Below are 24,323 nucleotides of genomic sequence, written 5' to 3'. Positions count from 1 at the left end.
AGTTACAGTTCACCCCACCCGATCGGACGGGTACAAGTCGCATTGTGGAACGGATCGCGGAGGCGGAGCGAATGCCCACTGGCCAGCGGAAAGACCCCTCCCAGCAACGGTCGCAGGCGACGGTCGCACGCATCCTGTCGGCAACTGGTCAGGTTTTGCGGACCAAAGGTTACACCGGCTGCAGCACCAATGCGATCGCGGAGGCCGCGGGCATCTCGAAGGGCTCGGTGTATCAGTACTTCGCGAACAAGGACGAGATCATCGAGGTGCTGATCGACCAGATCATGGAGGACGCCACCGCCTCCCTCGGGGCGAATCTCGAGGAGGCCGTCGCGCAGGGGACATTCCTGAAGGACGCCGCCCTGCAGATTCAGCTCCTCGCGGTCCTCGACCGATATCGCGACGTCCTCGCGTCGTTGCTCAACGATGCCCCGCACCTGACCCTGTCGGCTCACCGTTCCGTCCGGATCGAGGAACGGTGCCGCGACCTCCTCCGTACGTATGTGACGGTCAATCCGTCCGCGATCGGTCCGGGTGTGGACCTCGACGCGCTGCTGTTGGTGCTCACCGTCAGCTACCGCGAAGTGAGCCTGGAATACCTCCGCCGGGACCTGCGTGACCGGCGAAACGCGCTGGCCACCGTCCTCTACGACATGACTATGGGCGGCCTCGCCGGGGGCGCGGCAAACAGGGTGTAACGCGGAGGGGCTCTCGAGAGAAATACAGGTTGAGCCCATGGCGCTGTCGGACCCCGACCCGGCAGCGCCAGGGCCCTTCTTCATTCTCCTGCCGATCGTTACCGCCGCCGACGCCTGGACGGCGATCCCGGCACCTCCAGCCACACCACCCGCTCGAGCGCGCGGAGGTCGCTCTCGATCCGCCGGAACAACTGGTACACGCCGATGAAGGCGAAGATGCCGCCCAGGCACAGCACGCGCACCGTCGCGTTGACGGCGTCGCCGGTGTTCCCGCCGACGAAGCTGAGCCCGGCGACGCCGATCAGCGGGACGGATGCCGCGACCGCGAGGTACCGGGGGAGACTTCGTCCGAGGGCGCGAATTCGGTAGCCGTCGCTCTTGCGCAACTCTCCGTGCGACAACAGGATCGGGGACAGGCACCGCACGGCGTAGAAGGTGAGGATGAAGAACGGGTAGGCGAGGGCGACTGCCCCGCACACGGCGAGCGACGCGAGGAGTTGCGTGTACGCGCGGAACGGGATTCCGCCGGCGGTGAGCTGCAGTGCGACCGGGTAGGCGACGCCGGCAACCACCCACAGTCCGAAGCTGACCACGACCGCGCGGTCGCCGAGGCCGAGCGTCGCAGCCCGGGCCTTACCCAGCACCTCGGGACTGTAGGAACGGCCGTGACGGAGTCCGCGGGGCACCGTGAACGCGAGGCGACACCAGTAGATGATCAGCACCGCACCCAGCGGAAACGCGACACCGCCGATCACCAGGTGCACGAGTTCGAGGTGCTGCTGCGCCTCGGCGGGCAGGGTCGCGATGATCAGCACCTTGTTGTAGTAGTAGTTGTAACCGGCCGCCAGGAGGTTCGGGATCCCGACCGCGGCGAGCACGATGGGCAGCGCCCACCGCCACATGGTGGACCGCAGGCTTCCCGGCGGCGGGTCGACGAGATCGCGGGCGTGCGGGTCGAGGCAGAGCGCGAACTGACGGGTCAGCTTCCGGCCGCTCGACCACCGGTCGTTCCGGTCCGGGGCCAGCGACTTCACGAGGATGCGGCGCAACGCGGCCGGGCAGTTCTCGGGCAGCGGCGACCGTTCCGGGTCCACTCCCCGGCATCGCGATTCGAGGAGTGCCTGCGGCGACGGCGGCGACCCGGATCCGTCGTCGTCGGGGAACGGACGCGCACCGGTCAGCAGCTCCCACAACATCACTCCCAGCGCGAAGATGTCGCTGCGGGTGTCGAGGTCCGAGGCGGTCCGCGGGGAGCCCGGGTCGGCCGCTTCCAGTTGCTCGGGCGACATGTAGGCGACGGAACCGCCGATGAAGCCGCCGGCGCCGGCCGTCTCGACGCTGTCGCTCGAGCTGACGTTGAAATCGGCCAGCTTGGGGACGCCTTCGAGGCCGAGGAGCACGTTCGCCGGTTTGATGTCGCGGTGCAGGACGCCGTGGTCGCGCGCGTACTCCAGGGCGTCGGCCAGCCGGAGCCCGATCCATGCGACGGTCTCGGGCCACGACAGGGCGGCGATGTCGTCCCGCACACTCGAGTACTCGGGCCGGATCTCGCCGCGCGTCTCCAGAATGTGGTCGATCGAATCGAGGAGCAGTTTCCCCGACCGCTGCTCGGGCGGCGTCTTGCGGACCAGCCGCACCACGTCGAGGAGAGTGCCGCCGGGAACGTATTCCATGAACAGCACCCGCAGCTGGCGGTCTTCCAGCAGGCGCTGGTCGAAGACACGGACGATGTACGGATGGTCGAGCTGGGCCAGCATCTGCGGTTCGTTGCCGATGTTGCGGGAGATCTTCAGCGCCACCCACCGTTGCATCGACCGCTGCCGGGCGAGGAATACCCGCGCGAACGCGCCGCGGCCCAGCTCCACCATGAGGTCGAAATCGTCGAGACGCTTCCCGACGTCGAGGTCGTCTCGTGGCCCGAGTTCGGCGGCGGCGGTGCGACGGTCCAGGGTGCGCCGGTCGTGTTCGAGCAGGCTCTCGAACCGGGCCGCCTGCTGCGGGTATTCGGTCAGGTATTCGTCGGGTTCGACCTCGACGCCACTCGAGCGCCGCACCCGGTACTCGAGATAGACGAGTTCCGGAGGCAGGGGTGCGGCGAGCAGTTCCGGGAAGTCGAGGCAGTAGTCGGCGATGCGCTTCGGGCGGCCCGAACGCAGCCACCGGTACTCGAGGTCCACCTTGATCAGCTCGATCAGCGCGGCACGCCTGATCGCGGCGGTGTCGGGCAGATACTCCGTGAGCTCGGCGGGCGATCCGGACGATTCCCAATCCGCGACGAGGCGTTCGACGCCGCTCTCGACGACGAACACGGGTTCGGCGCCCGACGTAGTCGTCGACGGCGGCAGCTGGGTGTCCTGACCCAGTTCGGTGGGCGGCCCAGACGCGATCGTCGACTCACTCGGCGGGCGATCGTTCATGGCGGTTCGATTCCGGGCGGGCGGATTCAGGTGTGAAGGGCGTGTACTTGCCAGGGTATTCCTGACCGCGGGTCGCGGGTACGGATAAGGCCGCGTCGAGACCGCTCCCGGCTACTGTGTCTCAGATTCGACGAGCACCGGGCCGGGCAGGGTTGGCGACTGTCACAGCCCGTCGACGAACCCCTCGACGACGGTGGCGCAGATCTCCGGTTGGCCACCCGATTTCGCGAGCACGCTGAGGCCGATCACCGAAGCCAGCATTTGCCGAGCTGCGATGTCGGCAGGCCGGCTCTTTTCGAATTCCCCGGACTCCTGTCCGTCCACGATTGCTCGCCTGAAGACTCCCTCGATCCGAGTGAACAGCTCGTCCGCGATGCGGTTCACCTCGTCGTCGGCAGTCCCGAGTTCTGCCGCGGCATTGACCATGACGCACCCTCGCCGGTGCTCGCCGACTCCGGCGAGGACAGTCATCGCCACCGCGAGGCGAGGCCTCAGCGGGCCAGGCGCGGCGAACAGGTCGGCGAGGTACTCGAGTCGCATTTCGCTGTAGCGCCGCAGCGCTCGCAGAAACAAGGCGTGCTTGCTCCCGAAGGTGTTGTAGAGACTGCCCTTGCCGATTCCCATTTCGCCGGCGAGTTCCTGGGGAGTCGTCGCGGCGTATCCCTGGAGCCAGAACAGGTCCATCGCCTTGTCAACCGCCACGTCTGTACTGAAGAGCATCGGTCTAGCCACCGAAGTAGGTTAACGCGCGGCAATATTTGACCGCAAGGTCGATAACCAATAAGGTAGCCGCCAGCATATTGGACCCACGAGTCAATAACTCGGTTCGCTCCGCGCAGGCTCGAGAATCTCCGCCCAGCCAGGAAGGCATTTCAATGGCAGCCCATTCCAAGAGCGTTGCCCGCGAGCCACGCTCGCGCACCCATTTCCCACTGAACTCCCTCGCGATCCCGTTGGGTCTTGCAGGCCTTGCCCAGGTCTGGTCGATCGCTACGGCCGCGCTCGGAACTTCATTCGCCCTCACTCAGGCGTTCTGGCTGGTCGCCGCGCTCGCCTGGATCGTGATGGCGGCTGCGCACGCGCACCGCGACCGGCGCGTCGCCCAAGGGTTCTCGCATCAGCTCACTCACTTCGCGCACGGTCCGCTCGCGGCGCTGCTTCCGCTCTCCGCAATGCTGCTGGGGGCAGACCTGCACCGCACGTTTCCCTTCGCCGGTACGGCGCTGACCCTGATCTCGATCATTGCCGCAGCCGTCTTCGGGGCGTGGATGATGAGCTTCTGGATGAGCGGAGAGATGGCGCTCGAGTCCGTGCACGGCGGCTATTACCTGCCCATCAGCGCAGCCGGCCTGGTCGGCGCGCTCACCGCCGCCCAGACCGGTCTCGACTGGCTCGCTGTCGCAAGCTTCGCGATCGGCCTGTTCTTCTGGGTGGTGATTTCCATGCTTCTGTTTCTCAGGCTCGCGTTGCGCCCCGCCATGCCCGCGCCCCTCGTCCCGACGCTCGTCATCATGATCGCTCCGCCGGCGGTCGGCGCTGCCGCATGGCTGGCCATCTCGAACGGGCAACCCGACGCTCTGTTCGGTTCGCTGACGGCAATCACGGCGTTCATGGTGATGGTCCAGGTGCCCTTGCTGCCGCGCTATCGCGCTCTCCCCTTCTCGCACGGTTTCTGGTCGTTCACCTTTCCCGTGGCGAGTGTCGCTGCCCTTGCCATCATCTGGCTTCACCTCCTGCATCCGCCTGCCTGGCGGGTCGTCACCACCGGACTACTCGCCGCTGTGACGATCTTCGTGGGGATGATCGCGGTGAAATCCATCCTGTTGATCCTCACGCCCTCGCGTCGCTGTGACTCGCCCCGGTGACTGCGGGCACGGCGGTGAGGCAACCGAAGGTGCTACACGCAGGCGGCTGTCGATTCGCGGACGGACACCTCTTCCGCAAATGCGGACGCGGCATCGATCAGTGCTTGTCCAGGTCGACGGCTCGCGAGGTGGGGAAGTGCGGCACGCAAGCGCTCGGCGTGCGCCGCGTTCGCCACTTCCCAGTCCAGGCGAATCAGTTCGATGACGGCGCCGTCGTCGGCTCCCATCACGCGATCGACGTTCAGGCTCGCGGAGACTGTGAGCGCGGCAGACTCGGCTATTGCGACCTCGCCGAGCAGCCGGAGCACCACCAGCGAGGCGGCGGCAATGCCGGCAAGCAGGTGCTCGACCGGGTTTGCGCCGGAGTCGTGCCCGCCGTACCGCGGGGCTTCGTCGATCGTCAGCTCGTGCCTGCGCGCGGTGACCGTCGTGCCATGGGTCCCGGGCAGTGCGTGTACGACCAGTTGTTCACGTCGAGAAGTAGTCATCGAACCGCCTCGTAGAAGTCTGGGGTGGTGCGCCCACCCGTGTGTAGTACGCCTGTCAGCCATTCGAACGCATCCGCACCAGCGGCTCGAACATCACGTGGATCGGGACCGTATCGAGGGGACAGATAGTCCGACAACATCCGCTGCGCATCTGTCCTGCTGCTGTCGTGCAGCAGCGACGCCACCGCATCGAGCGCGACGGGAGCTCGGTTCCGGACGTCAGCGATTGCTGCCGTTTGTGCGGCAACGACCTTTCGTACCGACGGGTCGTCGAGGCTGGTCCTCTCCAGGTCGACTGCGATACCGGCAGTGGGGAACCTCAGGGCGGCGCCGAAGAACAACGACTCGGTGAGCCCGAGCCGTTGCAAGGCGCCGGGAGCGAAAGCGGACCCCAGAACAGCCGCGTCGGCTGATCCGGACCGCAGTGCCTGCAGTCGCTGTCGATCACCCGCGATTCCGGCAGGAAAGTGCAGGACCGACGGGGCTTCGTCCCCTGCCCGGCGGGTCAGCAACCGCTGGGTGAAAGCCCACACGATCGATCCTTCCGGATGCGCGGCCAGGACGGTCGGCCCAGCCGGCTGTGTCCCGCCCTTTCGTTCCCAGATCCAGAACAACGGGTGAATGGTGTGGACGAGCGCAACTTTCCAGCGGCGTTGCCCTCGAAGTGCTTCGACGAGCGAGCCGCCCAGCCCCGCAGACAACTCTGCCTCCGGGTGCTCCGAGCCGGGCACCGCCTCCACCTCGATCCCCAGACGGTCGTAGTAGCGCGCTTGCTTGGCGATCTCGTGGCACACCAATTCGTGGACGTTGTGATCGCGATACCCCAGGAGAATCATGTCCGGTCCTTCTCGGCGAGCCGTTCCGACGCGAGTTCATAATAATGAACTTGATGCTGTATTTGGAACAAAACATAGAGATCTTGCTCGGACGATGTCAAGCAGTGCGCCCGTCGCCGGCGCGAGTGGCATCCCTGAACGCGAGCATCCGAGACTCGAACACTCTTGTTGCGCAGGGCTATCGGGTATTGCGCGAACTCGTGGTTCGACCGGTCCGGAAGTCCCGGACGGCTGGGGAATTCCCACATGCCGCACCGCATGCGCGTCCTGCGGCTATATCCTTGAATGCACGCTATCGAGAGGTGAGTCCACGGGTAATTCGCGCTGGTCGCGCCGTCGGGACCAGTGTGCGGGGAACCATGAGCCGGCGGGGTGAGTAGACCGTCCGATGGGTGAAGGTGATCCGCTCGACACGCAGCGGTACTTCGTCCCCGCTGTCGCTTCGGAGCTGAGCGCGGCTGGTTTCGACGACGCCCAGGAGATCGGGCGCGGCGGTTTCGGTGTGGTCTACCGCTGCACCCAGGCGGAATTGGATCGCACGGTGGCGGTGAAGGTCCTCACCGTCGAACTCGACGAGGAGAACCGGGCCCGGTTCTTCCGGGAACAGCGGGCGATGGGCCGGCTGACCGGCCACCCGAACATCGTGGGAGTCCTGCAGGTCGGTGCCACCGGCAGTGGGCGTCCCTACATCGTCATGCAGTATCACCCGCAGGATTCGCTCGATGTGCGGATCCGTCGCGGCGGTCCGCTGCCGCTGGAGAACGTGCTGCGGCTGGGCGTGAAGATCGCCGGGGCGGTGGAGACGGCGCACCGGCTCGGCATCCTGCATCGGGACATCAAACCCGGGAACATTCTGCTCACCGACTACGGCGAACCGGCGTTGACCGATTTCGGCATCGCGCACATCAGCGGCGGCTTCCAAACCGCCACCGGTGCCGTCACCGGATCGCCGGCCTACACCGCGCCGGAAGTCCTCGAGGGCGATCCGCCGAGCCCTGCGGCGGATGTCTACGGCCTCGGTGCCACTTTGTTCAGTGCGTTGACCGCTCATGCCGCGTTCGAACGTCGCGACAGTGAGCAGGTGGTCGCGCAGTTCCTGCGGATCACCACCCAGCCGGTGCCCGACCTGCGCGAGCACGGGATCCCCGACGATGTGGCCGACACGATCGCCCGCGCGATGTCCCGGACTCCCGGCGCGCGCCCGGCCACGGCCGCGGCCTTCGGGGAGGAACTGCGACGGCTCCAACTCGATCGCGGCTTTCCGGTCGACGAGATGGCCCTCCACACCGCGCGGGGTTCGGCACGCGACCGGGCGCAGCCGGTATCGAGCCTGCCTCGGTCGCCGGCACCCGCCACGCCGGTGGCGACGGGAAGGCTCCCTCTGGAGCTGACCAGTTTCGTCGGCCGGCGGCACGAACTCACCGAGGCGAAGAACCTGCTCGCCGGATCGCGACTGGTGACTTTGACGGGGATCGGCGGTGTCGGCAAGACGCGCCTGGCGATGCGGGTCGCGTCGGCTGTGCGGCGCGAGTATGCCGACGGGGTGCGCCTGGTCGAGTTGGGTGAACTGCACGACGAGTCGTCGCTGGCCGACACGGTGGCCACCGCCGTGGGGCTGCGGGACCACTCGGGGAGGCCGCTGCGTGAGGTTCTCGTCGAGCACTTGGCGGTTCAGGAACTGTTGCTGGTGCTCGACAACTGCGAGCACTTGGTGGACGCCGTGGCGGAACTCGCCGGCGTTCTGTTGCACACCTGTCCGGGGCTGCGGATCCTCGCCACCAGCCGCGAACCTCTCGGCATGGGCGGGGAGGCGCTGTTGCGGGTTCCGCCGCTGGCGGTGCCGGATCCCGACCGGCGGCCCTCACTGCGGGGGTTGACCAAATACGATGCGGTGTCGTTGTTCGCCGAACGCGCCGCTGCCGCGGTGCCCGGCTTCGTACTCACCGAGGACAACGCGGCAGCGGTGGCGGGGATCTGCCGCCGGCTCGACGGGTTGCCGTTGCCGATCGAGTTGGCGGCCGCCCGGTTGCGTGCGATGTCGCCCGAGCAGATCCTGCAGCGGCTCACCGACCGCTATGCCCTGCTGACCCGTGGAAGCCGGGGTGCGCCGACGCGGCAGCAGACGTTGCGGTTGTCCGTCGACTGGAGTTTCGAGTTGTGCAGCGCCGGTGAGCAACTGGTGTGGGGTCGGGTGTCGGTGTTCGCGGGGAGCTTCGAACTCGATGCGGCAGAGCAGGTGTGCGGTGACGGCCTCGACCCGGACGAGTTGCTGGACACGTTGACGTCGTTGGTGGAGAAGTCCATCCTGATCCGCGAGGAATCCGGTGCGGTGGTGCGGTTCCGGATGCTCGAGACCCTCCGCGAGTACGGCTGCGAGAAGCTGGAGCAGGCAGGCGAATTCCTGTCCGTGCGCCGACTGCACCGGGACTGGTACGAGGCGCTGGCGCTGGCCGCGGAGGCCGAGTGGATCAGCGCCCACCAGCTCGATTGGATCGCCCGGCTGAAGCGGGAGCAGCCGAATCTGCGGGAGGCGCTCGAATTCAGCCTCGCCGACGATCCCGCTGCGGGCCTGCGTACCGCCACGGCACTGTTCTTGTTCTGGGGCTCGCAGGGCTCGTACAACGAGGGGCGGCGCTGGTTCGGTCAGCTGCTCGCCCGCCAGAGCGGCCCACCGACAGTCGAGTGGGTCAAGGCACTCCAGCGCGCCGGCATGATGGCCGATGTGCAGGGTGACCTCGAGGCCGGAGCCGCGCTCGTGGCGGAGTGTCGCGCGCTCACCGCGCACACGAGCGATCCCATGATGCGGGCTCTCATCGCCTACTCCGCCGGCATGCTCGCCCTCTACAGCGGTGAGCTGGCGAGTGCGACCTCGCACCTCGAAACCGCACTCGCGGAGTTCAGCGCGCGCGGAGATCGATTGCTCGAAGTAGCAGCCCTGTACCCGTTGGGGTTGGCGTACGGACTCCGCGGCTCGACGGACCCGGCGATCGAACACCTCGAGCGTGTTCTCGCGATCACGGAACAGCACGGCGAGAAGATGTACCGGTCGCACTCGTCGTGGGCCCTGGGTATTGCCCTGTGGCGCCAGGGCGATACCGATCGCGCGGTCCGAGTGCTCGAGCAGTCGTTGGAACTGACCCGGCAGGTGCACGGTCCACGCGTCGCCGCGGCCGGCCTCGAGGCCCTCGCCTGGATTGCCTGCGGACTCCGCGACGAACCGAGGGCCGCGGTTCTGCTGGGAGCCGCAGAGGGGCTGGCCCGGTCGGTGGGAAGCGACGTCGTGATCTATTCCGATCTTCTTGTCTACCATGACGAATGTGAGACGAAGGCTCGACGGAAACTCGGGGAGAAGGCATTCGGAGCGGCCCACCGCAGGGGTGAACAGCTCGGCTTCGACGCGGCAATCGCCTACGCCCTCCACGAACATCCGCCCGGCACCTCCGCGCCCGGCACCGACACGTCGACGCGACTGACCAAGCGGGAACGCCAAGTCGCCGACCTCATCGCAGAAGGCCTGACCAACCAGGCCATCGCCGACCGCCTGGTGATCTCGCCCCGCACCGCGCAAGGTCATGTCGAGCACATCCTGGCCAAACTGGGTTTCACCTCCCGGGCACAGGTCGCGGCCTGGGTCGTGGAGCAAACCGACGCATAAGACGGACGCGACAGTTCGCGTCGAAACCGGCCGGCGGGTGCGGACGGCGTCCCCGTCGGCGTCGGTGTGCAGGAAGTGTTGGGGCGCAACCTCCTTCGGTACGGCAACGCCGGTCGTGAAACTCATCCTGTCCAGCGCTGGAGCCTGACGCTGCCGGCAGGGCCCGTCCGGCGCATCGGCGGCATCGCCGACGTGGGCGGCGATTTTCCCTATTGACAGCGAGCGAAGGTGCTCGTAACGTCCGTGGTGTTCCAAATAATGATGTCAGTTCAGGATAATGAACGGAGCTAGTGATGGGGTTCGCCGGAAAAATCGAGGCGCTCTCGGGCATCCGCGTGATCGACGCCGCGACGATGGTGGCCGGCCCGTTGGGTGCGTCGCTGCTCGCCGACTTCGGCGCCGACGTCGTCAAGATCGAGCCGATCGGTGGCGACGAGTCACGGACATTCGGACCGGGACGAGACGGCATGAGCGGTGTCTATTCCGGCGTGAACCGGAACAAGCGCGCCCTCGCGCTCGACCTTCGTACGGCCGCAGGACGCGAGCTGTTCCACGAGCTCTGCTCGACCGCGGACGTGTTGATCGAAAACATGTTGCCGGCGGTTCGTGAGCGATTCGGGCTGACCGCCGCGGAGCTTCGCGAACGGCACCCGCACCTGATCTGCCTCAATGTCAGCGGATACGGCGAGAGCGGCCCCCTCGCGGGTCGTCCCGCGATGGACCCGGTCGCTCAGGCTCTCACCGGTCTGATGGAGGCGACCGGCGAGCGCTCGGGGAGGCCGCTCAAGGCCGGTCCGCCCGTCGCCGACAGCGCGGCGGGCTACCTCGTCGCGATCGCCGCCCTCGTCGCACTCTTCGCGAAACAGCGCACGGGGGAGGGGCAGACCGGCTCGATATCCCTGGTGGGAGCGCTGTTCCATCTGCAGACCCCGTGGCTGGGTCAGTACCTCCTCGCCGACTACATCCAGGGCAAGGTGGGCAACGGCAGCAATTTCTACGCGCCGTACAACGCGTATGCGACCCGGGACGGCGGTGCGGTACACCTGGTCGCTTTCAACGACCGCCACTTCGTCAAGCTGACCCGGGCGATGGGTGTCGAGGCTCTTCTCGACGACCCGCGCTTTGCGGACGCGCCGTCCCGGTTGGAGCACCGTGAGGCCCTCGACGCCGCCTTCGCACCGTGGTTCGCCGCCCGCGACCGCGACGATGTGGTCGCCCTGCTCTCGGCCCACGACATCATCTGTGCCCCGGTCCTCGCGTACGACGAGGCCGTCACACACCCCCAGATCCAGGCCCTGGACCTCGTCGTCGACATAGACCACGAGGAACTCGGACCGATGCGGGTCCCGGGTCTCCCGGTCAAGCTCTCGGGCACCCCGGGTCACGTACATCGCCCACCGACGTCGTTGGGCGAGCACACCACCGAGATTCTCAGCGATCTCGGCTACGAGGACGACCGGATCGCGGCCCTGAGGGCCGAGCAGGTCGTCCGATGACCACAGAACACGGCGAAAGGAACCACCAATGAAGGTCGGAATCAGGATCCCCGGGGCGGGACCGTGGGCAGGGCCCGAGGCGATCACGGAGGTGTCGCGGTTCGCTGAGAAGATCGGCTTCGACTCCCTCTGGATGACTGATCACGTGGCGCTGCCGACCCGAGTCGAGACGCCGTACCCGTACACCGCGGACGGCAAGTTCCTATGGGATCCCGCCACGCCGTACCTCGACTGCCTCACGTCGCTGACGTGGGCGGCCGCTGCAACCGAGCGGATCGAGCTGGGCACCTCCTGCCTGATCCTGCCGTGGCGCCCGCTCGTCCAGACCGCCAAGACGCTGGTGAGTATCGACGTGATGTCGCGCGGCCGGCTGTCGGTCGCCATCGGCGTGGGCTGGATGAAGGAACAGTTCGAGCTGCTGGGGGCGCCCTTCGAGGGCCGCGGGAAGCGGACCACGGAGATGGTCAACGCGATGCGGCACATGTGGAAGGAAGACGAGGTCGACTTCGACGGCGACTTCTACAAGCTCCACGACTTCAAGATGTACCCGAAGCCGGTGCGGGGCACGATCCCCGTCTGGTTCGCCGGCTACAGCACCGCCTCCCTGCGCCGCATCGCCGCCATCGGCGACGGCTGGCACCCCCTGGCGATCGCGCCGGAGGAGTACGCCGGCTACCTGGCCACCCTGCGGCAGTACGTCGAGGAGGCAGGGCGCGACATGGACGAGATCACCCTCACCGCACGGCCCCTGCGGACCGCGCCGTACAACGCCGAGACGATCGAAGCGTACGGAGACCTCGGCGTCACCCACTTCATCTGCGACACGTCCTTCGAGCACGACACCCTCGAGGCAACCATGGACGAGCTCGCCGAACTCGCCGACGCCGTCCTCCCCACCGCACACAACCTGGCCTGACGGCCCAGCGGAAGAAAGGACGAGAATCGTGCAGGCACTCACCTCATCAGTTCCCCTCGTCATCGGCGACCAACTGAGTGCATCGTCGACCGGGGCGACGTTCGAGTCGATCAACCCGGCTGACGGGTCGCACCTGGCAAGCGTCGCCGAGGCAACACCCCAGGACGTCGCGCGCGCCGTCGAGGCCGCGAGGGTCGCGGCCAAGGCATGGCAGCGCATGCGCCCGGCTCAGCGGACCCGCCTGATGTTTCGCTACGCCGCGCTGATCGAGGAACACAAAACCGAGCTCGCCCAGCTGCAGACTCGCGACATGGGCAAGCCGATCCGCGAGTCGCTCGGGATCGACCTGCCGATCATGGTCGAGACACTCGAGTACTTCGCGGGCCTCGTGACCAAGATCGAGGGCCGCACGACGCCGGCGCCCGGTCGCTTCCTCAACTACACCGTGCGTGAGCCGATCGGCGTGGTCGGTGCGATCACTCCGTGGAATTTCCCAGCAGTACAGGCGGTCTGGAAGATCGCACCGGCGCTCGCGATGGGCAACGCCATCGTCCTGAAGCCCGCGCAGCTCGCACCGCTCGTGCCCGTGGCGCTCGGCGAACTCGCCCTCGAAGCAGGGTTGCCGCCGGGGCTGGTCAACGTCCTGCCGGGTCGCGGCTCGGTGGCGGGCAACGCCTTGGTGCAGCACCCGCTGATCGGCAAGGTGACGTTCACCGGCTCGACCGAGGTCGGGCAGCAGATCGGCCGGATGGCAGCCGACCGTCTGATCACGGCCTCGCTGGAGCTGGGTGGCAAGTCGGCGCTCGTGGCCTTCGGCGACTCGTCCCCGAAAGCATTGGCCGCGCTGGTTTTCCAGGCGATGTACAGCAACCAGGGTGAGACCTGCACTGCGCCGAGCCGGCTGCTCGTCGAGCGGCCGATCTACGACGAGGTGATCGAGCTCGTCCAGAAGCGGGTCGAGGCCGCCCGGGTGGGCGACCCACTCGACCCCGACACGGAGATCGGCCCGCTGATCAGTGCCGGGCAACGGGAGTCGGTGCACTCGTACGTCGTCTCCGGGACCGAGGACGGCGCCAAGCTGATCAGCGGGGGAGGTCAGTCGCCGGACGGGCCCGCAGAGCAGGGCTTCTACTACCGTCCGACGCTCTTCGCCGGGGTCACCGCGGACATGCGCATCGCCCGGGAGGAAATCTTCGGGCCCGTGCTGTCGGTGCTGCCGTTCGAGGGTGAAGAGGAAGCGATCACCCTCGCCAACGACACCGTCTACGGGCTGGCCGCGGGCGTCTTCACCCGCGACGTGGGCCGCGCGCTGCGGTTCGCGCAGACCCTCGACGCCGGCAATGTCTGGATCAACAGTTGGGGAGTGCTCAACCCCGCGTCGCCGTACCGAGGATTCGGGCAGAGCGGCTACGGCAGCGACCTCGGTCAGGCCGCCATCGAGAGCTTCACCAAGGAGAAGAGCATATGGGCACGCCTGGACTGACCTCCCGGTCGTCCCGACCACGGATAAGTCGGCTGATCGACGCCCGCCACACCCACGACTGGGAGCCTGCGTCGGACTACACGATCACCGAGGACGCCCTCTTCTCCCGCGATCCCGACGCCGTGGCCGTGCTGCGCGCCGGACCCCACGCGCCCGAGGAGGTGACGTTCGGTCAGATTCAGCGCGCCGCTGTGCGCATCGCGGCTGTCCTCCGTTCCCGGGGAATCGGGCCCGGTGACCGCGTGGTCCTGTACCTCGACCCCTCGGTGGAGGCCGCCGAGGTCGTCTTCGGGGTGCTGGTCGCCCGCGCCGTGCTCGTGCCCGTCCCACGACTGCTCACCGGTACCTCGGTGGCGCACCGGCTCGTCGATTCGGGCGCGACTGTGCTGGTCACGGACGGTCCCGGCCTCGACCGGCTGGAGTCGACGGGATGCTCCCTGCACGACGTCGACGTGCTCACGGTGGACGGCGCCCGCGGCCCACGGCTCGGGGACCTGGCCGGCCGGGTCGACCCGCTTGTCCCTGCGCCCGGGCGGTCCTCGGATCCTGCCCTGCTGATGTACACGTCGGGCACCAGCGGTCCGGCCAAGGGCATCGTCCACGGACACCGTGCCCTGCTCGGACATGCCGGCGTCGATTACGCCTTCGAGCTGTTCAGGCCGGGTGACGTCTACTTCGGCACCGCGGACTGGGGCTGGATCGGCGGCCTGATGCTCGGCCTGCTGGTTCCGTGGTCGTTCGGCGTTCCCGTCGTGGCTCACCGGCCGCAACGCTTCGACCCCGGCGCCACCCTGGACATGATGGCCCGCCTGGGTGTGACCACCGCCTTCCTGCCGGCGTCGGTGCTGCGGATGTTCGCCGAGCACGGCGAATCGCCGCGGCGTCGTCTCCGCGCGGTCGTGACCGGAGGAGAGCCCGCCGGTGCGGCGGAGCTCGGCTGGGCCCGGGACCACCTCAGCGACGCTGTCAACAAGGCATACGGCCAGACCGAGGCCAACGCCCTCATCGGGGACTCCGCGGTACTCGGGTCCGTCGACGACGAAACCATGGGCGCTCCGTATCCCGGACACCGCATCGCGCTGCTCGACGACGAGGGCACCCGCGTCGCGCCCGGCGAGGTCGGTGAGATCGCGCTGGGACTTCCGGATCCGGTTGCCCTCCTGGGTCATTGGGACGGCTCATCCGCTCGGGTGGTACCTCCCTCTGGAGGATGGCACCGGACAGGCGACCTGGCGCGGCTCGCACATGGACGACGACTGGAGTACCTCGGCCGCGCCGACGACGTGATCAAGAGCCGCGGTTACCGCATCGGTCCCGCGGAGATCGAAGAGGCCCTCAAGTGTCACCCCCAGGTCCTGGACGCGGCGGCCGTGGGCCTTCCCGACCGGGAGATGGGGCAACAGGTCAAGGCATTCGTGCACCTCACCACCGGCGAGCTCACCGAGGAGATCGCGACACAGCTCCGCGAACTCGTCACCGCGGCGGTCGGTCCGCACGCACGGCCGCGCCAGATCGAGGCCGTCGCCACGTTGCCGCGCACCGAGACCGGCAAGATCCGGCGCCGTGAATTGGTGTCGCCCCCGGCGCCGTGAATTGGTGTCGCCCCCGGCTCCGTGAATTGGTGTCGCCCCCAACGTGAGCGCCGGGAAACCGAAAAGACGAACAAGTGGAAAGACGAAGCAATGCGTAAATTCTGGCACGTCGGCATCAATGTGACCGACATGGACAAATCGATCGACTTCTATCGGAAAGTCGGCTTCGAGGTAGCGCAGGACAAAGAGATCGAGGACAGCAACCTCGCGCGAGCATTCATGGTCGAAGGGGCCAGCAAGCTCCGCTTCGCGCACATGCGCCTGAACGACTCCCCGGACGAGGCCATGCTGGACCTCATCGAGTGGCGGGACGCACGCTCCGAGGGGCGCGCACAGAGCGACCTCGTGCACCCCGGCCTGTGCCGCTTCTCGATCCTCACCGACGACATCGACGCCGAATACGCCCGGCTGGCGGACGACGGTGTCGAGTTCCTGCACTCGCCGCAGACCATCATGGGTCCGGACGGAGTCAACGGCTGGCGGCTGCTGTTCGCCCGCGATCCCGACGGCACGCTGTTCCACTTCGCCGAACTGCTCGGGCAGGCGGCTACGGTCGGCTGACAGCAACGACACGACGAAGGTAGGAACCCTTGACGAAGGCAGAGGTCCCGGGCGGCGCGACCGACGAGCGGGGCGAGCAATCCAGCGAGCAGTTGGTGCCCGCCGTCTCACGCGCCACCCGCGTGCTGGAGACACTGGTTCAGCAGTCCTCCGGGGCAACGCTCACCGAGCTGGCCAAGCGGTGCGCCCTGGCCAAGAGCACGGCGTCGGTCCTGCTCCGAACCATGGTGGTCGAGGGTCTCGTCGTGTACGACCAGGAGACGCGTCGGTACAACCTCGGCCCGCTGCTCGTGGAGTTCGGGGTCGCTGCGATCGCGCGCACGTCGGCGGTCGCCGCGTCGCGGACGTACATGGAGTGGTTGGCCGAGCGGACCGAGCTGGCATGTCTCGCCATCCAGCCGATGCCCGACGGACACTTCACGGCGATCGCGAAGATCGAGAGCCGCAAGGCCGTCAAGGTCACCATCGAGGTCGGCGCGCGATTCGCCCGGGATACTCCGTTGATCAGCCGACTCGCGGCCGCATGGCCGAGCCGGGGTCGCCCGGAGCTTGACGAGTACTCAGCCGATGAGCTCGAGCAACTCCGGGCACAGGGTTACGGGGCGGTCTACGGCGAATACCGGCCGGAACTGAACGTCGTGGGAGTTCCGGTGTTCGACCGCGACGGCGAGCCGTGCCTGTTCATTGCCCTGTTGGGTATCGGTGACGACCTCACCGCCGAGGGCGTGGCCGGGATCGCCGACTACCTCGTAACGGCTTCGAGGGAGATCAGCTCGCATATCGGCGGCCGCATCCCCGAGGATTTCCCGACTCCGGTGGGGACACCCGACCTCGGCGACCCGCGCGGCTGACCAACCCGCATTTTTTTCTTCATGCGGCGGCCCCGCCGGGGCCCGCCGCTCAGAGTCGACCCTCAACGGTCGGCTGCCCGCCTGCGGTGCAACGCGCCGGAGGTGTCCCGTCCAACGTTTGTAGGAGACATAGATGAAGAGCAGCAAAATCGCCGTCGTCGGCGGCACCGGACCCCAGGGGAAGGGGCTGGCGTACCGGTTCGCGGCGGCCGGCTGGCCCGTCGTCATCGGATCGCGATCGGCCGAACGCGCGGAGCAGGCCGCCGCCGAGGTGCGCAGACACGCCGGTGACGGCGCCGTCGTCACCGCCGCCGACAATGCGACGGCCGCCGCCGACTGTTCCATCATTCTGCTGGTCGTCCCGTACGACGGCCATCGTGAGCTGGTCTCGGAATTGGCGCCTACCTTCGCGGGCAAGCTCGTCGTCAGCTGTGTGAACCCGCTCGGCTTCGACAAGTCCGGGGCCTACGGTCTGGATGTCGAAGAAGGCAGCGCTGCCGAGCAGCTGCGCGACCTCGTGCCCGATGCCACCGTTGTCGCAGCCTTCCACCACCTGTCGGCGATCAACCTCTGGGAACACGAGGGCTTCCTCCCCGAGGATGTGCTCGTGTGCGGAGACGATCGGTCGGCCAAGGACGAGGTGGCCCGGCTGGCCGTTGCGATCACCGGTCGGCCGGGCATCGACGGAGGAGTGTTGCGGGTAGCTCGGCAGCTCGAACCGCTGACCGCCGTTCTCATCAACGTCAATCGGCGCTACAAGACGCGCTCGGGTCTCGCCGTGAATGGGGTTGTTCATGATTCACGAGCTGCGTGAGTACATTGCGCTCCCGGGCCGCGCCGAGGACCTGCACCGCAGGTTCGCCGACGAGACCCTGGCCCTGTTCACGGAACTCGGGCTGCAGGTCGAGGGCTTCTGGTACGAGGTCGGCAACCGTGCCCGGATCGTTTATCTCGTGGCTTTTCCCGATGTGAAGGCTGCGACGGCTCACTGGGCCCGGTTCAAGGCCGATCCCCGGTGGCTTGCGTTGAAGGCCCGCACGGAGAGCGACGGGCCGCTCATCTCGGAGATCCGGAGCACGTTCATGACCACTCCGGAGTACGCCCGCCCCTGACCGGCGCGGCCCCGAAAAAGGTGTGGGTCGGCTCTTGACCGTGGCCGCCTTCCGTCCCTAGTCTGTTCCATATAGTGATTCGAGTTCATCATCATGAAAAGAAGTCCTATGATTAAAGGCATCCAGCTCCACGGATGGGCTGACGGGCCACAGATGGTGGAAGTGGCCGAGATCGCCGCCCGCAGTTTCGAGACCGTCTGGCTCAGCGACCAACTCCAGTCCCGGGGCGTCGCCGTCCTCCTCGGCGCGATCGCAGCACGCACCGGTATGGGCGTCGGTACGGCGGTGACGTTCCCCTTCGGACGCAACCCACTCGAGATGGCGTCCAACATGGCCACCCTTGCGGAGTTCGTGCCCGAAGGGCGCCGGGTCAGCATGGGAATCGGCACCGGAGGCGGACTGGTGAGTGCGCTCATGACGCGGCAGAATCCGACAGAATGCGTCGCCGAGTTCATCACGATGTGCCGGCTCCTCTGGCAGGGCGAGGCGATCCGCATGGGCGACTACCCGCGGACCTGCGCCGCCCTCGGCTTGCGTGAGGACGGGCGGGCGTCGTTCTCCTGGACGAGCAAGCCCGACGTACGCGTGATCGTCGCCGGCGCCGGACCGCGAGTGCTGGAGATGGCCGGCGAGCTTGCCGACGGCGTCATCTGCGCCAGCAACTTCCCGGCCCACAGTCTCGCGGCCTTCCGCAGCGGCCAGTTCGACGCGGTGAGCAATCTCGACTCGCTGGACCGGGGACGCGAGCGCAGCAGGCGGGGGGAGTTCACCCGGATCTACGGCGTGAACCTGTCCGTGTCGGCGGACCGGGACAGCGCCCGCGCGGCCGCGCGACGGCAGGCCACACTCATCGTGAGCCAGCAGCCTCCGGAAAACCTGCACCAGGTGGGCTTCGAACCCGCCGACTACGCCGCCACCCGAGCGGCACTCAAAGCTGGTGACGGCGTCGACGCGGCTGCCGACCTGTTGAAGCAGGAAGTCGCGGATCAGCTCGTCGTCTCCGGCACGCCCGGCGATTGCATCGAGGCGCTGGCCGAGCTGCTCGAGTATGCGGAGAACGCCGGATTCACCGAGGCCTACATCGGGGCCCCGGTGGGCCCCGACCCCCGCGAGGCGGTCGAGCTGCTCACCTCCCAGGTCCTGCCGGAGCTCCGGTGAGCGCGGACGTGGAAGCGACCCGAGACCTGTGCCCGGCCGAGCACCACGACGGTCTGGTCGTTTTGACACTCAATCGCCCCGAGGCGCGCAACGCCCTCGACGTACCCCTGCTCGAGGCATTCGTCGCCGGACTTGCCGAGGGAAAACGCGCGGGAGCCGATGTCCTTCTCGTGCGCGCGGAGGGGCCGGCGTTCTGCGCAGGCGCCGATGTGCGTTCGGACGACGGCACCGCGATCGGCCGCCCGGGACTCCGGCGCCGGCTGATCGAGGAGAGTCTCGACCTGATGGGCGGCTACCCGGCCGCGGTGGTCGCGGTGCAGGGTGCCGCGGTCGGTGCCGGGTGGGCCATCGCCGCTGCCGCGGACATCACCCTGGCCGCGCCGGCCGCTTCGTTCCGATTCCCCGAGCTCCCACTCGGTTTCCCGCCACCCGACAGCACGGTGCGCAGGCTCGAGGCCGCCGTCGGCCCGGCGCGGGCGCTGCGGCTCCTGGCCCTGGGCGAGCGCTACGGCGCCGACGACGTCGCCAGGCTCGGGCTGGTCGACGTCATTCCCGAGGCTTCGCTCGACGGGACGGCGCGCGAGATGGCCGCCCGGCTCGCGGTTCTTCCTCCCGAGCTGCTGCGCAATCTCAAAGCAGGCCTCTCCGCCTCGGAAGCGGGCCCCCTACCGACCACCCTCGAAAGGCAGTCATGACCACCAGCATCCACACCCAGACCGACGAGCAGACGCACCTTCGTACCGCTGCCCGAGGATTCCTGGCCCGGCACGCTCCCGCGCACGACGTGCGCATCTGGGACGAGGCGGGGGCGTATCCCGAACAGCTGTTCCGCGAGATCGCCGGCCTCGGGTGGTATGACGTGGTAACCGGCGGCGAGGTCGTCGAGGAGACAGCCGGCCTGCTGATCACGCTCTGCGAAGAGATCGGGCGGGCAAGCTCCGACCTCGTGGCCCTGTTCAACCTCAACCTCAGCGGGCTGCGCGACCTCCACCGCTGGGGCACACCCGAACAGCAACAGACGTACGGGGCGCCGGTGCTGGCCGGTGACGCGCGCCTGTCGATCGCCGTCAGCGAACCGGACGTGGGTTCGGACGCCGCAAGCGTTGCGACACGCGCCGAGAAGGTCGGCGACGGGTGGGTCCTCAACGGGCAGAAGACCTATTGCGAGGGCGCAGGCCTGCCCGGCGCGGTGATGGAACTCGTCGCCCGAGTGGGCGGGGGTGGCCGCAAACGTGACCAGCTCGGCGTTTTTCTCGTGCCGGTCGACCATCCGGGTGTCGAGGTCCGCCGCATGCCTGCGCTCGGGCGGAACATCAGCGGCATCTACGAGGTGTTCCTGCGGGACGTCGCCCTCCCGGTGACGGCGATGCTGGGTGAGCCCGGTGAAGGCTGGCAGATCCTCAAGGAACGTCTGGTGCTCGAGCGGATCATGATCAGCTCCGGTTTCCTCGGCAGCGTGGCCGCGGTGCTCGACCTGACGGTCCAGTACGCCAACGAACGCGAGCAGTTCGGCAAGGCGCTCTCGAGCTACCAGGGGGTGACTTTGCCCCTCGCCGAGATGTTCGTCAGGCTCGACGCGGCCCGGTGCGCCGTACGCCGTTCGGCCGACCTCTTCGACGCGGGCCTCCCGTGCGAGGTGGAGAGCACCATGGCGAAGTTCCTCTCCGGCCAGCTCTACGCGGAGGCCTCCGCGCTGGCGATGCAGATCCAGGGTGCCTACGGCTACGTGCGCGACCATGCCCTGCCGATGCACCACTCCGACGGGATCATCGCCCGCGTCGTCGCGGGGCCTCCCTCGGTCCAGCTCGACTTCATTGCGCGGTCCATGGGCTTAGGGATCGGAGCGAGCAGATGACGAGTTTGAGCCGCGCACTTGCGCGGGTGAGTTCCGCCAAGACAATCGACGCCGGTGAAGCCGAGGCACTCCTGAGTGCGCGCGGCGGCGATCTCGACCGACTGTGCGAGGCCGCCGCGGCCGTCCGGTCGGCCGGCCTGTTCGACGCCGGACGTCCCGGTGTGGTGACCTACAGCCGGAAGGTGTTCATCCCGCTGACCCGTCTGTGCCGCGACCGCTGTCACTACTGCACCTTCGCGACGACGCCGGGACGGGTCGACGAACCTTTCCTGTCTCCCGACCAGGTGCTGGAGATTGCACGCGAAGGCGCCCGGATGGGCTGCAAGGAAGCGCTTTTCACACTTGGTGATCGGCCCGAGGACCGGTGGGACGCCGCCCGCGAATGGCTGGAGTCGCGCGGCTACGCCGACACACTGTCCTACGTGCGGGCCATGGCGGTGCTGGTGCTCGAGGAGACCGGTCTGGTGCCGCATCTGAACCCGGGAATAATGTCCTGGGCGGAACTCCAGCGCCTCAAGCCGGTGGCCGGTTCCATGGGTTTGATGCTCGAGACCACTGCGCGCTCGCTGTGGGCGGAACCCGGAGGGTGCCATTACGGTTCCCCGGACAAGGATCCCGCTGTTCGCCTGGCGTGCATCGAGGATGCGTCTCGCACCAACATCCCGTTTACGACCGGAATCCTGGTCGGGATCGGCGAGTCGCACGCCGACCGCGTGGAGTCCATCCTCCAGATCCGCAGGATCGCACGGCAGTACGGCGCTGTCCAAGAGGTGATCGTCCAGAATTTTCGCGCGAAGCCGGACACCGCGATGCGGTCGGCGGACGACGCAGACCTCGAAGAGTACCTGGCCACGATCGCAGTGGCCCGTATCCTGCTCGGACCGTCGATGCGTATCCAGGCGCCGCCCAACCTGTCGGAGCCGGACGAACTGCGCCGGCTGCTGGCGGCCGGGGTCGACGACTGGGGTGGGGTGTCGCCACTGACCCCCGACCACGTGAACCCCGAGCGGCCCTGGCCGGAGATCGAGCGACTGCGTGACCTGAGTGCTGCCGCCGGTTTCGAACTCCGAGAGCGCCTCGCCGTCCAGCCGCAATACGTTCTCGCGGGGGAGCGGTGGGTCGACGCCCGCGTCCGGCCCCACCTGCTGGCGCTCGCCGACCTGGAGACCGGGCTGGCCGCCGACGTGCTGCCGGAAGGCCGACCGTGGCAGGATGCCGCGCCTGGCGAGTCCAGTGGCAGAACCGATCTGCACCTCGAGATCGACACGGAAGGGCGCCGGACCGATACCCGCAGTGACTTCGCGAACGCCTTCGGTGACTGGACCGTGCTCGGTGAGGAGATGACAGCACGTGCGGGCGCAGGCGCCCCTCCCCGCCTGGGCAGTGAGGTACTCGCCGCTCTGCGCGCGGCCGAGCGGAACCCCGCCGGTCTCGGCGACGCCGAGGCCCTGGCCCTCATTCACTGCGACGGCGCAGATCTGGATGCCTTGTGCGCGTTGGCAGATCAGGTCCGGCAGTCGACAGTGGGCGATGCGGTGACGTACGTCGTCAACCGGAACTTGAACTTCAGCAACGTCTGCTACACCGGCTGCCGTTTCTGTGCGTTCGCGCAACGCGCAAGCGATGCCGATTCGTACCGGCTCTCCATCCCCGAGGTGGGGGAGCGGGTCGCCCAGGCCTGGGAGGTCGGCGCCACCGAGATCTGCATGCAGGGCGGCATCGACCCGGGCCTGCCCAGCACCATCCATCTGGACCTGGCCGCCGAAACGAAACGCCGGGCACCGCAGATCCACCTGCACGCGTTCTCGCCCATGGAGATCGTGAGCGGGGCCTCGCGCATGGGTATCTCGGTGGCCGAATGGCTGACCGAGGCGCGCAGAGCCGGGCTCGACTCCGTGCCGGGCACCGCCGCCGAGATCCTGGACGACGAGGTTCGGTGGGTGCTGACCAAGGGTAAACTCCCTGCGGCCGAGTGGATTCGGGTCGTCAAGACCGCGCACGAACTCGGGATCCGCACTACCGCCACGATGATGTACGGCCACGTGGACGAGCCCCGGCACTGGGTCGGCCACCTCCGCGTCCTGCTCGACCTCCAGAGGGAGACAGGCGGCTTCACGGAGTTCGTTCCGCTGCCGTTCGTGCACCAGAGCTCACCCATCTACCTTGCAGGTCTGGCACGACCAGGCCCGACCCGACGGGACAACCGTGCAGTCCACGCGATGGCGCGACTGATGTTGCACGGTCAGATCGACAACATCCAGTGCTCATGGGTCAAGCTCGGTCCGGACGAATGTGTGGAACTACTCCGCGGCGGGGTCAACGACCTCGGCGGCACCCTGATGGAGGAGACCATCAGCAGGATGGCCGGTTCGACCAACGGGTCGATGAAGACCATCGCCGACATCACCCACATGGCCGGCGCGGCAGGCCGACCGGCCCGGCAGCGCACCACCACGTACGAAGATGTCGACGCAGAACGCTCCGCCGCGGCCGAACGATTCGACGACCAGGTGCGGACCGTGCTGCCACTGAGCGTGGGGATGGTTGCCCAGTGAGTGCGCCACGCAGCGCATCCGCGGGGCGGGGGCCCCGCGGGCCCTGGGTGGCCGTCATTCCTCAGCGGGACATCACGTCCGCGAAATCGCGGCTCCTGCTCCGGCCGGAGGCCCGGCAAGCGGTCGTGCGCGCCATGTTCCGAGACACGGTCTCGGCGGTTCTGGCGTCCTCACAGGTGGAGGCCGTCCTCGTTGTCGTCGACCGCATTCAGGACGCCGCCCACGTGCGGTCGCCTGAAGTCGTTCCCTTGGTGGCGCCGGACACGGGCGGGTTGAACGCCGCTCTGTATGAGGGCGGACGCCGTGCCCGCGAGTTGTGGCCGCGCTGCCGGTTGGCGGGACTGCCCGCCGATCTTCCGAGCCTGCGCAGCGAGGACCTGGACGTCGCGCTGAAGGTGGCTGGGCGACACGAGCGTACGTTCGTCGCGGACTGGCGACGTGAGGGCACGAGTCTGCTGACAGCCTCCGAAGGCGTAGACCTGGCTCCGAAATTCGGAAGGCGCTCACGGTTGGCGCATCTGGATTCCGGAGCAGTGGAAACGTTGGACTCGAACATCGAGTCCCTCCGTCGTGACGTGGACGATATCGACGACCTGCTGGACGCCGCCGTGCGACGGCCCGGTTCGACCCTGAGCGCCGTCCTACGCAGTCTGGGGCACCCCTTCGAGTGGGAGCCGGCCCGGCGGACCTTCGCCACTGTTCGGTCATAACCTGCGCAAAGATCTACGAGCGAATGGGCTCAGCGTCACCGACGCTCGACCGTGGACGCGGTCGCTTCGGCCTGC

At 67.8% G+C, this 24,323-nt stretch carries 20 protein-coding genes; 16 read left to right on the top strand and 4 right to left on the bottom strand.

Translation table 11 applies throughout. The annotated features are described in order from the left end of the window. Positions 1 to 71 precede the first annotated feature (71 nt). Complete coding sequence (locus ACFTWF_RS12025; RefSeq protein WP_378461426.1) at positions 72 to 698, top strand: TetR/AcrR family transcriptional regulator; 627 nt, start codon at positions 72 to 74, stop codon at positions 696 to 698. A 98-nt stretch (positions 699 to 796) separates the two neighbouring features. Here ACFTWF_RS12025 and ACFTWF_RS12020 read toward each other — a convergent pair whose 3' ends face one another. Further along, positions 797 to 3,115, bottom strand: a complete 2,319-nt coding sequence (locus ACFTWF_RS12020) for a serine/threonine-protein kinase (RefSeq protein ID WP_378461425.1) — start codon at positions 3,113 to 3,115, stop codon at positions 797 to 799. 162 nt (positions 3,116 to 3,277) lie between these two features. Then, positions 3,278 to 3,835: a TetR/AcrR family transcriptional regulator gene (locus tag ACFTWF_RS12015; protein ID WP_378461424.1), complete on the bottom strand. Its 558-nt coding sequence runs from the start codon at positions 3,833 to 3,835 to the stop codon at positions 3,278 to 3,280. Between the two features lie 155 nt (positions 3,836 to 3,990). On the opposite strand from ACFTWF_RS12015, the gene ACFTWF_RS12010 reads away from it, so the two are divergent. Next, on the top strand, positions 3,991 to 4,980 hold the full coding sequence (locus ACFTWF_RS12010; protein ID WP_378461423.1) for a potassium-tellurite ethidium and proflavin transporter: 990 nt from the start codon (positions 3,991 to 3,993) through the stop codon (positions 4,978 to 4,980). Between the two features lie 32 nt (positions 4,981 to 5,012). On the opposite strand, the gene ACFTWF_RS12005 is transcribed toward ACFTWF_RS12010, so the two are convergent. Together ACFTWF_RS12005 and ACFTWF_RS12000 are read right to left on the bottom strand one after the other, a co-directional pair. Beyond that, on the bottom strand, positions 5,013 to 5,468 hold the full coding sequence (locus ACFTWF_RS12005) for an OsmC family protein (RefSeq protein WP_378461422.1): 456 nt from the start codon (positions 5,466 to 5,468) through the stop codon (positions 5,013 to 5,015). After that, on the bottom strand, positions 5,465 to 6,304 hold the full coding sequence (locus ACFTWF_RS12000) for a hypothetical protein (protein ID WP_378461421.1): 840 nt from the start codon (positions 6,302 to 6,304) through the stop codon (positions 5,465 to 5,467). The genes ACFTWF_RS12005 and ACFTWF_RS12000 overlap by 4 nt, the downstream gene beginning before the upstream one ends. Positions 6,305 to 6,692: 388 nt before the next feature. On the opposite strand from ACFTWF_RS12000, the gene ACFTWF_RS11995 reads away from it, so the two are divergent. The 14 genes from ACFTWF_RS11995 (at position 6,693) to cofC (ending at position 24,248) form a co-directional block, all read left to right on the top strand. Next, positions 6,693 to 9,959, top strand: a complete 3,267-nt coding sequence (locus tag ACFTWF_RS11995; protein WP_378461420.1) for a protein kinase — start codon at positions 6,693 to 6,695, stop codon at positions 9,957 to 9,959. A gap of 293 nt (positions 9,960 to 10,252) precedes the next feature. Next, complete coding sequence (locus ACFTWF_RS11990) at positions 10,253 to 11,455, top strand: CaiB/BaiF CoA transferase family protein (protein ID WP_378461419.1); 1,203 nt, start codon at positions 10,253 to 10,255, stop codon at positions 11,453 to 11,455. A gap of 28 nt (positions 11,456 to 11,483) precedes the next feature. Beyond that, positions 11,484 to 12,371: an LLM class F420-dependent oxidoreductase gene (locus ACFTWF_RS11985; RefSeq protein ID WP_378461418.1), complete on the top strand. Its 888-nt coding sequence runs from the start codon at positions 11,484 to 11,486 to the stop codon at positions 12,369 to 12,371. 28 nt (positions 12,372 to 12,399) lie between these two features. After that, entirely contained in the window at positions 12,400 to 13,854 is a 1,455-nt protein-coding gene (locus tag ACFTWF_RS11980) for an aldehyde dehydrogenase family protein (protein ID WP_378461417.1), read from the top strand. Further along, entirely contained in the window at positions 13,836 to 15,446 is a 1,611-nt protein-coding gene (locus tag ACFTWF_RS11975) for an AMP-binding protein (RefSeq protein WP_378461416.1), read from the top strand. The genes ACFTWF_RS11980 and ACFTWF_RS11975 overlap by 19 nt, the downstream gene beginning before the upstream one ends. A 90-nt stretch (positions 15,447 to 15,536) precedes the next feature. After that, a complete protein-coding gene (locus ACFTWF_RS11970) occupies positions 15,537 to 16,007 on the top strand; it encodes a VOC family protein (RefSeq protein ID WP_378461415.1) in 471 nt (156 codons plus the stop codon). 29 nt (positions 16,008 to 16,036) lie between these two features. After that, positions 16,037 to 16,858, top strand: coding sequence for an IclR family transcriptional regulator (locus ACFTWF_RS11965; RefSeq protein ID WP_378461414.1), 822 nt, complete (start codon positions 16,037 to 16,039; stop codon positions 16,856 to 16,858). A 133-nt stretch (positions 16,859 to 16,991) separates the two neighbouring features. After that, complete coding sequence (npdG, locus tag ACFTWF_RS11960; RefSeq protein WP_378461413.1) at positions 16,992 to 17,672, top strand: NADPH-dependent F420 reductase; 681 nt, start codon at positions 16,992 to 16,994, stop codon at positions 17,670 to 17,672. Next, positions 17,653 to 17,970 (top strand): NIPSNAP family protein, encoded by a 318-nt coding sequence (locus ACFTWF_RS11955; RefSeq protein WP_378461412.1) that lies wholly within the window; start codon positions 17,653 to 17,655, stop codon positions 17,968 to 17,970. The genes npdG and ACFTWF_RS11955 overlap by 20 nt, the downstream gene beginning before the upstream one ends. Positions 17,971 to 18,078: 108 nt before the next feature. Continuing rightward, on the top strand, positions 18,079 to 19,128 hold the full coding sequence (locus tag ACFTWF_RS11950; RefSeq protein ID WP_378461411.1) for an LLM class flavin-dependent oxidoreductase: 1,050 nt from the start codon (positions 18,079 to 18,081) through the stop codon (positions 19,126 to 19,128). Continuing rightward, entirely contained in the window at positions 19,125 to 19,823 is a 699-nt protein-coding gene (locus ACFTWF_RS11945; RefSeq protein WP_378461410.1) for an enoyl-CoA hydratase/isomerase family protein, read from the top strand. The genes ACFTWF_RS11950 and ACFTWF_RS11945 overlap by 4 nt, the downstream gene beginning before the upstream one ends. Beyond that, positions 19,820 to 20,983 (top strand): acyl-CoA dehydrogenase family protein, encoded by a 1,164-nt coding sequence (locus tag ACFTWF_RS11940; protein WP_378461409.1) that lies wholly within the window; start codon positions 19,820 to 19,822, stop codon positions 20,981 to 20,983. The genes ACFTWF_RS11945 and ACFTWF_RS11940 overlap by 4 nt, the downstream gene beginning before the upstream one ends. Then, positions 20,980 to 23,538 (top strand): bifunctional FO biosynthesis protein CofGH, encoded by a 2,559-nt coding sequence (locus ACFTWF_RS11935; RefSeq protein WP_378461408.1) that lies wholly within the window; start codon positions 20,980 to 20,982, stop codon positions 23,536 to 23,538. Before ACFTWF_RS11940 ends, ACFTWF_RS11935 begins: the two co-directional genes overlap by 4 nt. Then, entirely contained in the window at positions 23,535 to 24,248 is a 714-nt protein-coding gene (gene cofC, locus ACFTWF_RS11930) for a 2-phospho-L-lactate guanylyltransferase (protein WP_378461407.1), read from the top strand. The genes ACFTWF_RS11935 and cofC overlap by 4 nt, the downstream gene beginning before the upstream one ends. Positions 24,249 to 24,323 lie beyond the last annotated feature (75 nt).

It is taken from the genome of Rhodococcus sp. NPDC056960, assembly GCF_042674125.1.
Taxonomy (GTDB): Bacteria; Actinomycetota; Actinomycetes; order Mycobacteriales; family Mycobacteriaceae; genus Rhodococcus_F.
Note: the sequence above shows the minus strand (reverse complement) of the source record. Positions and strands in the feature narration are given on the sequence as shown.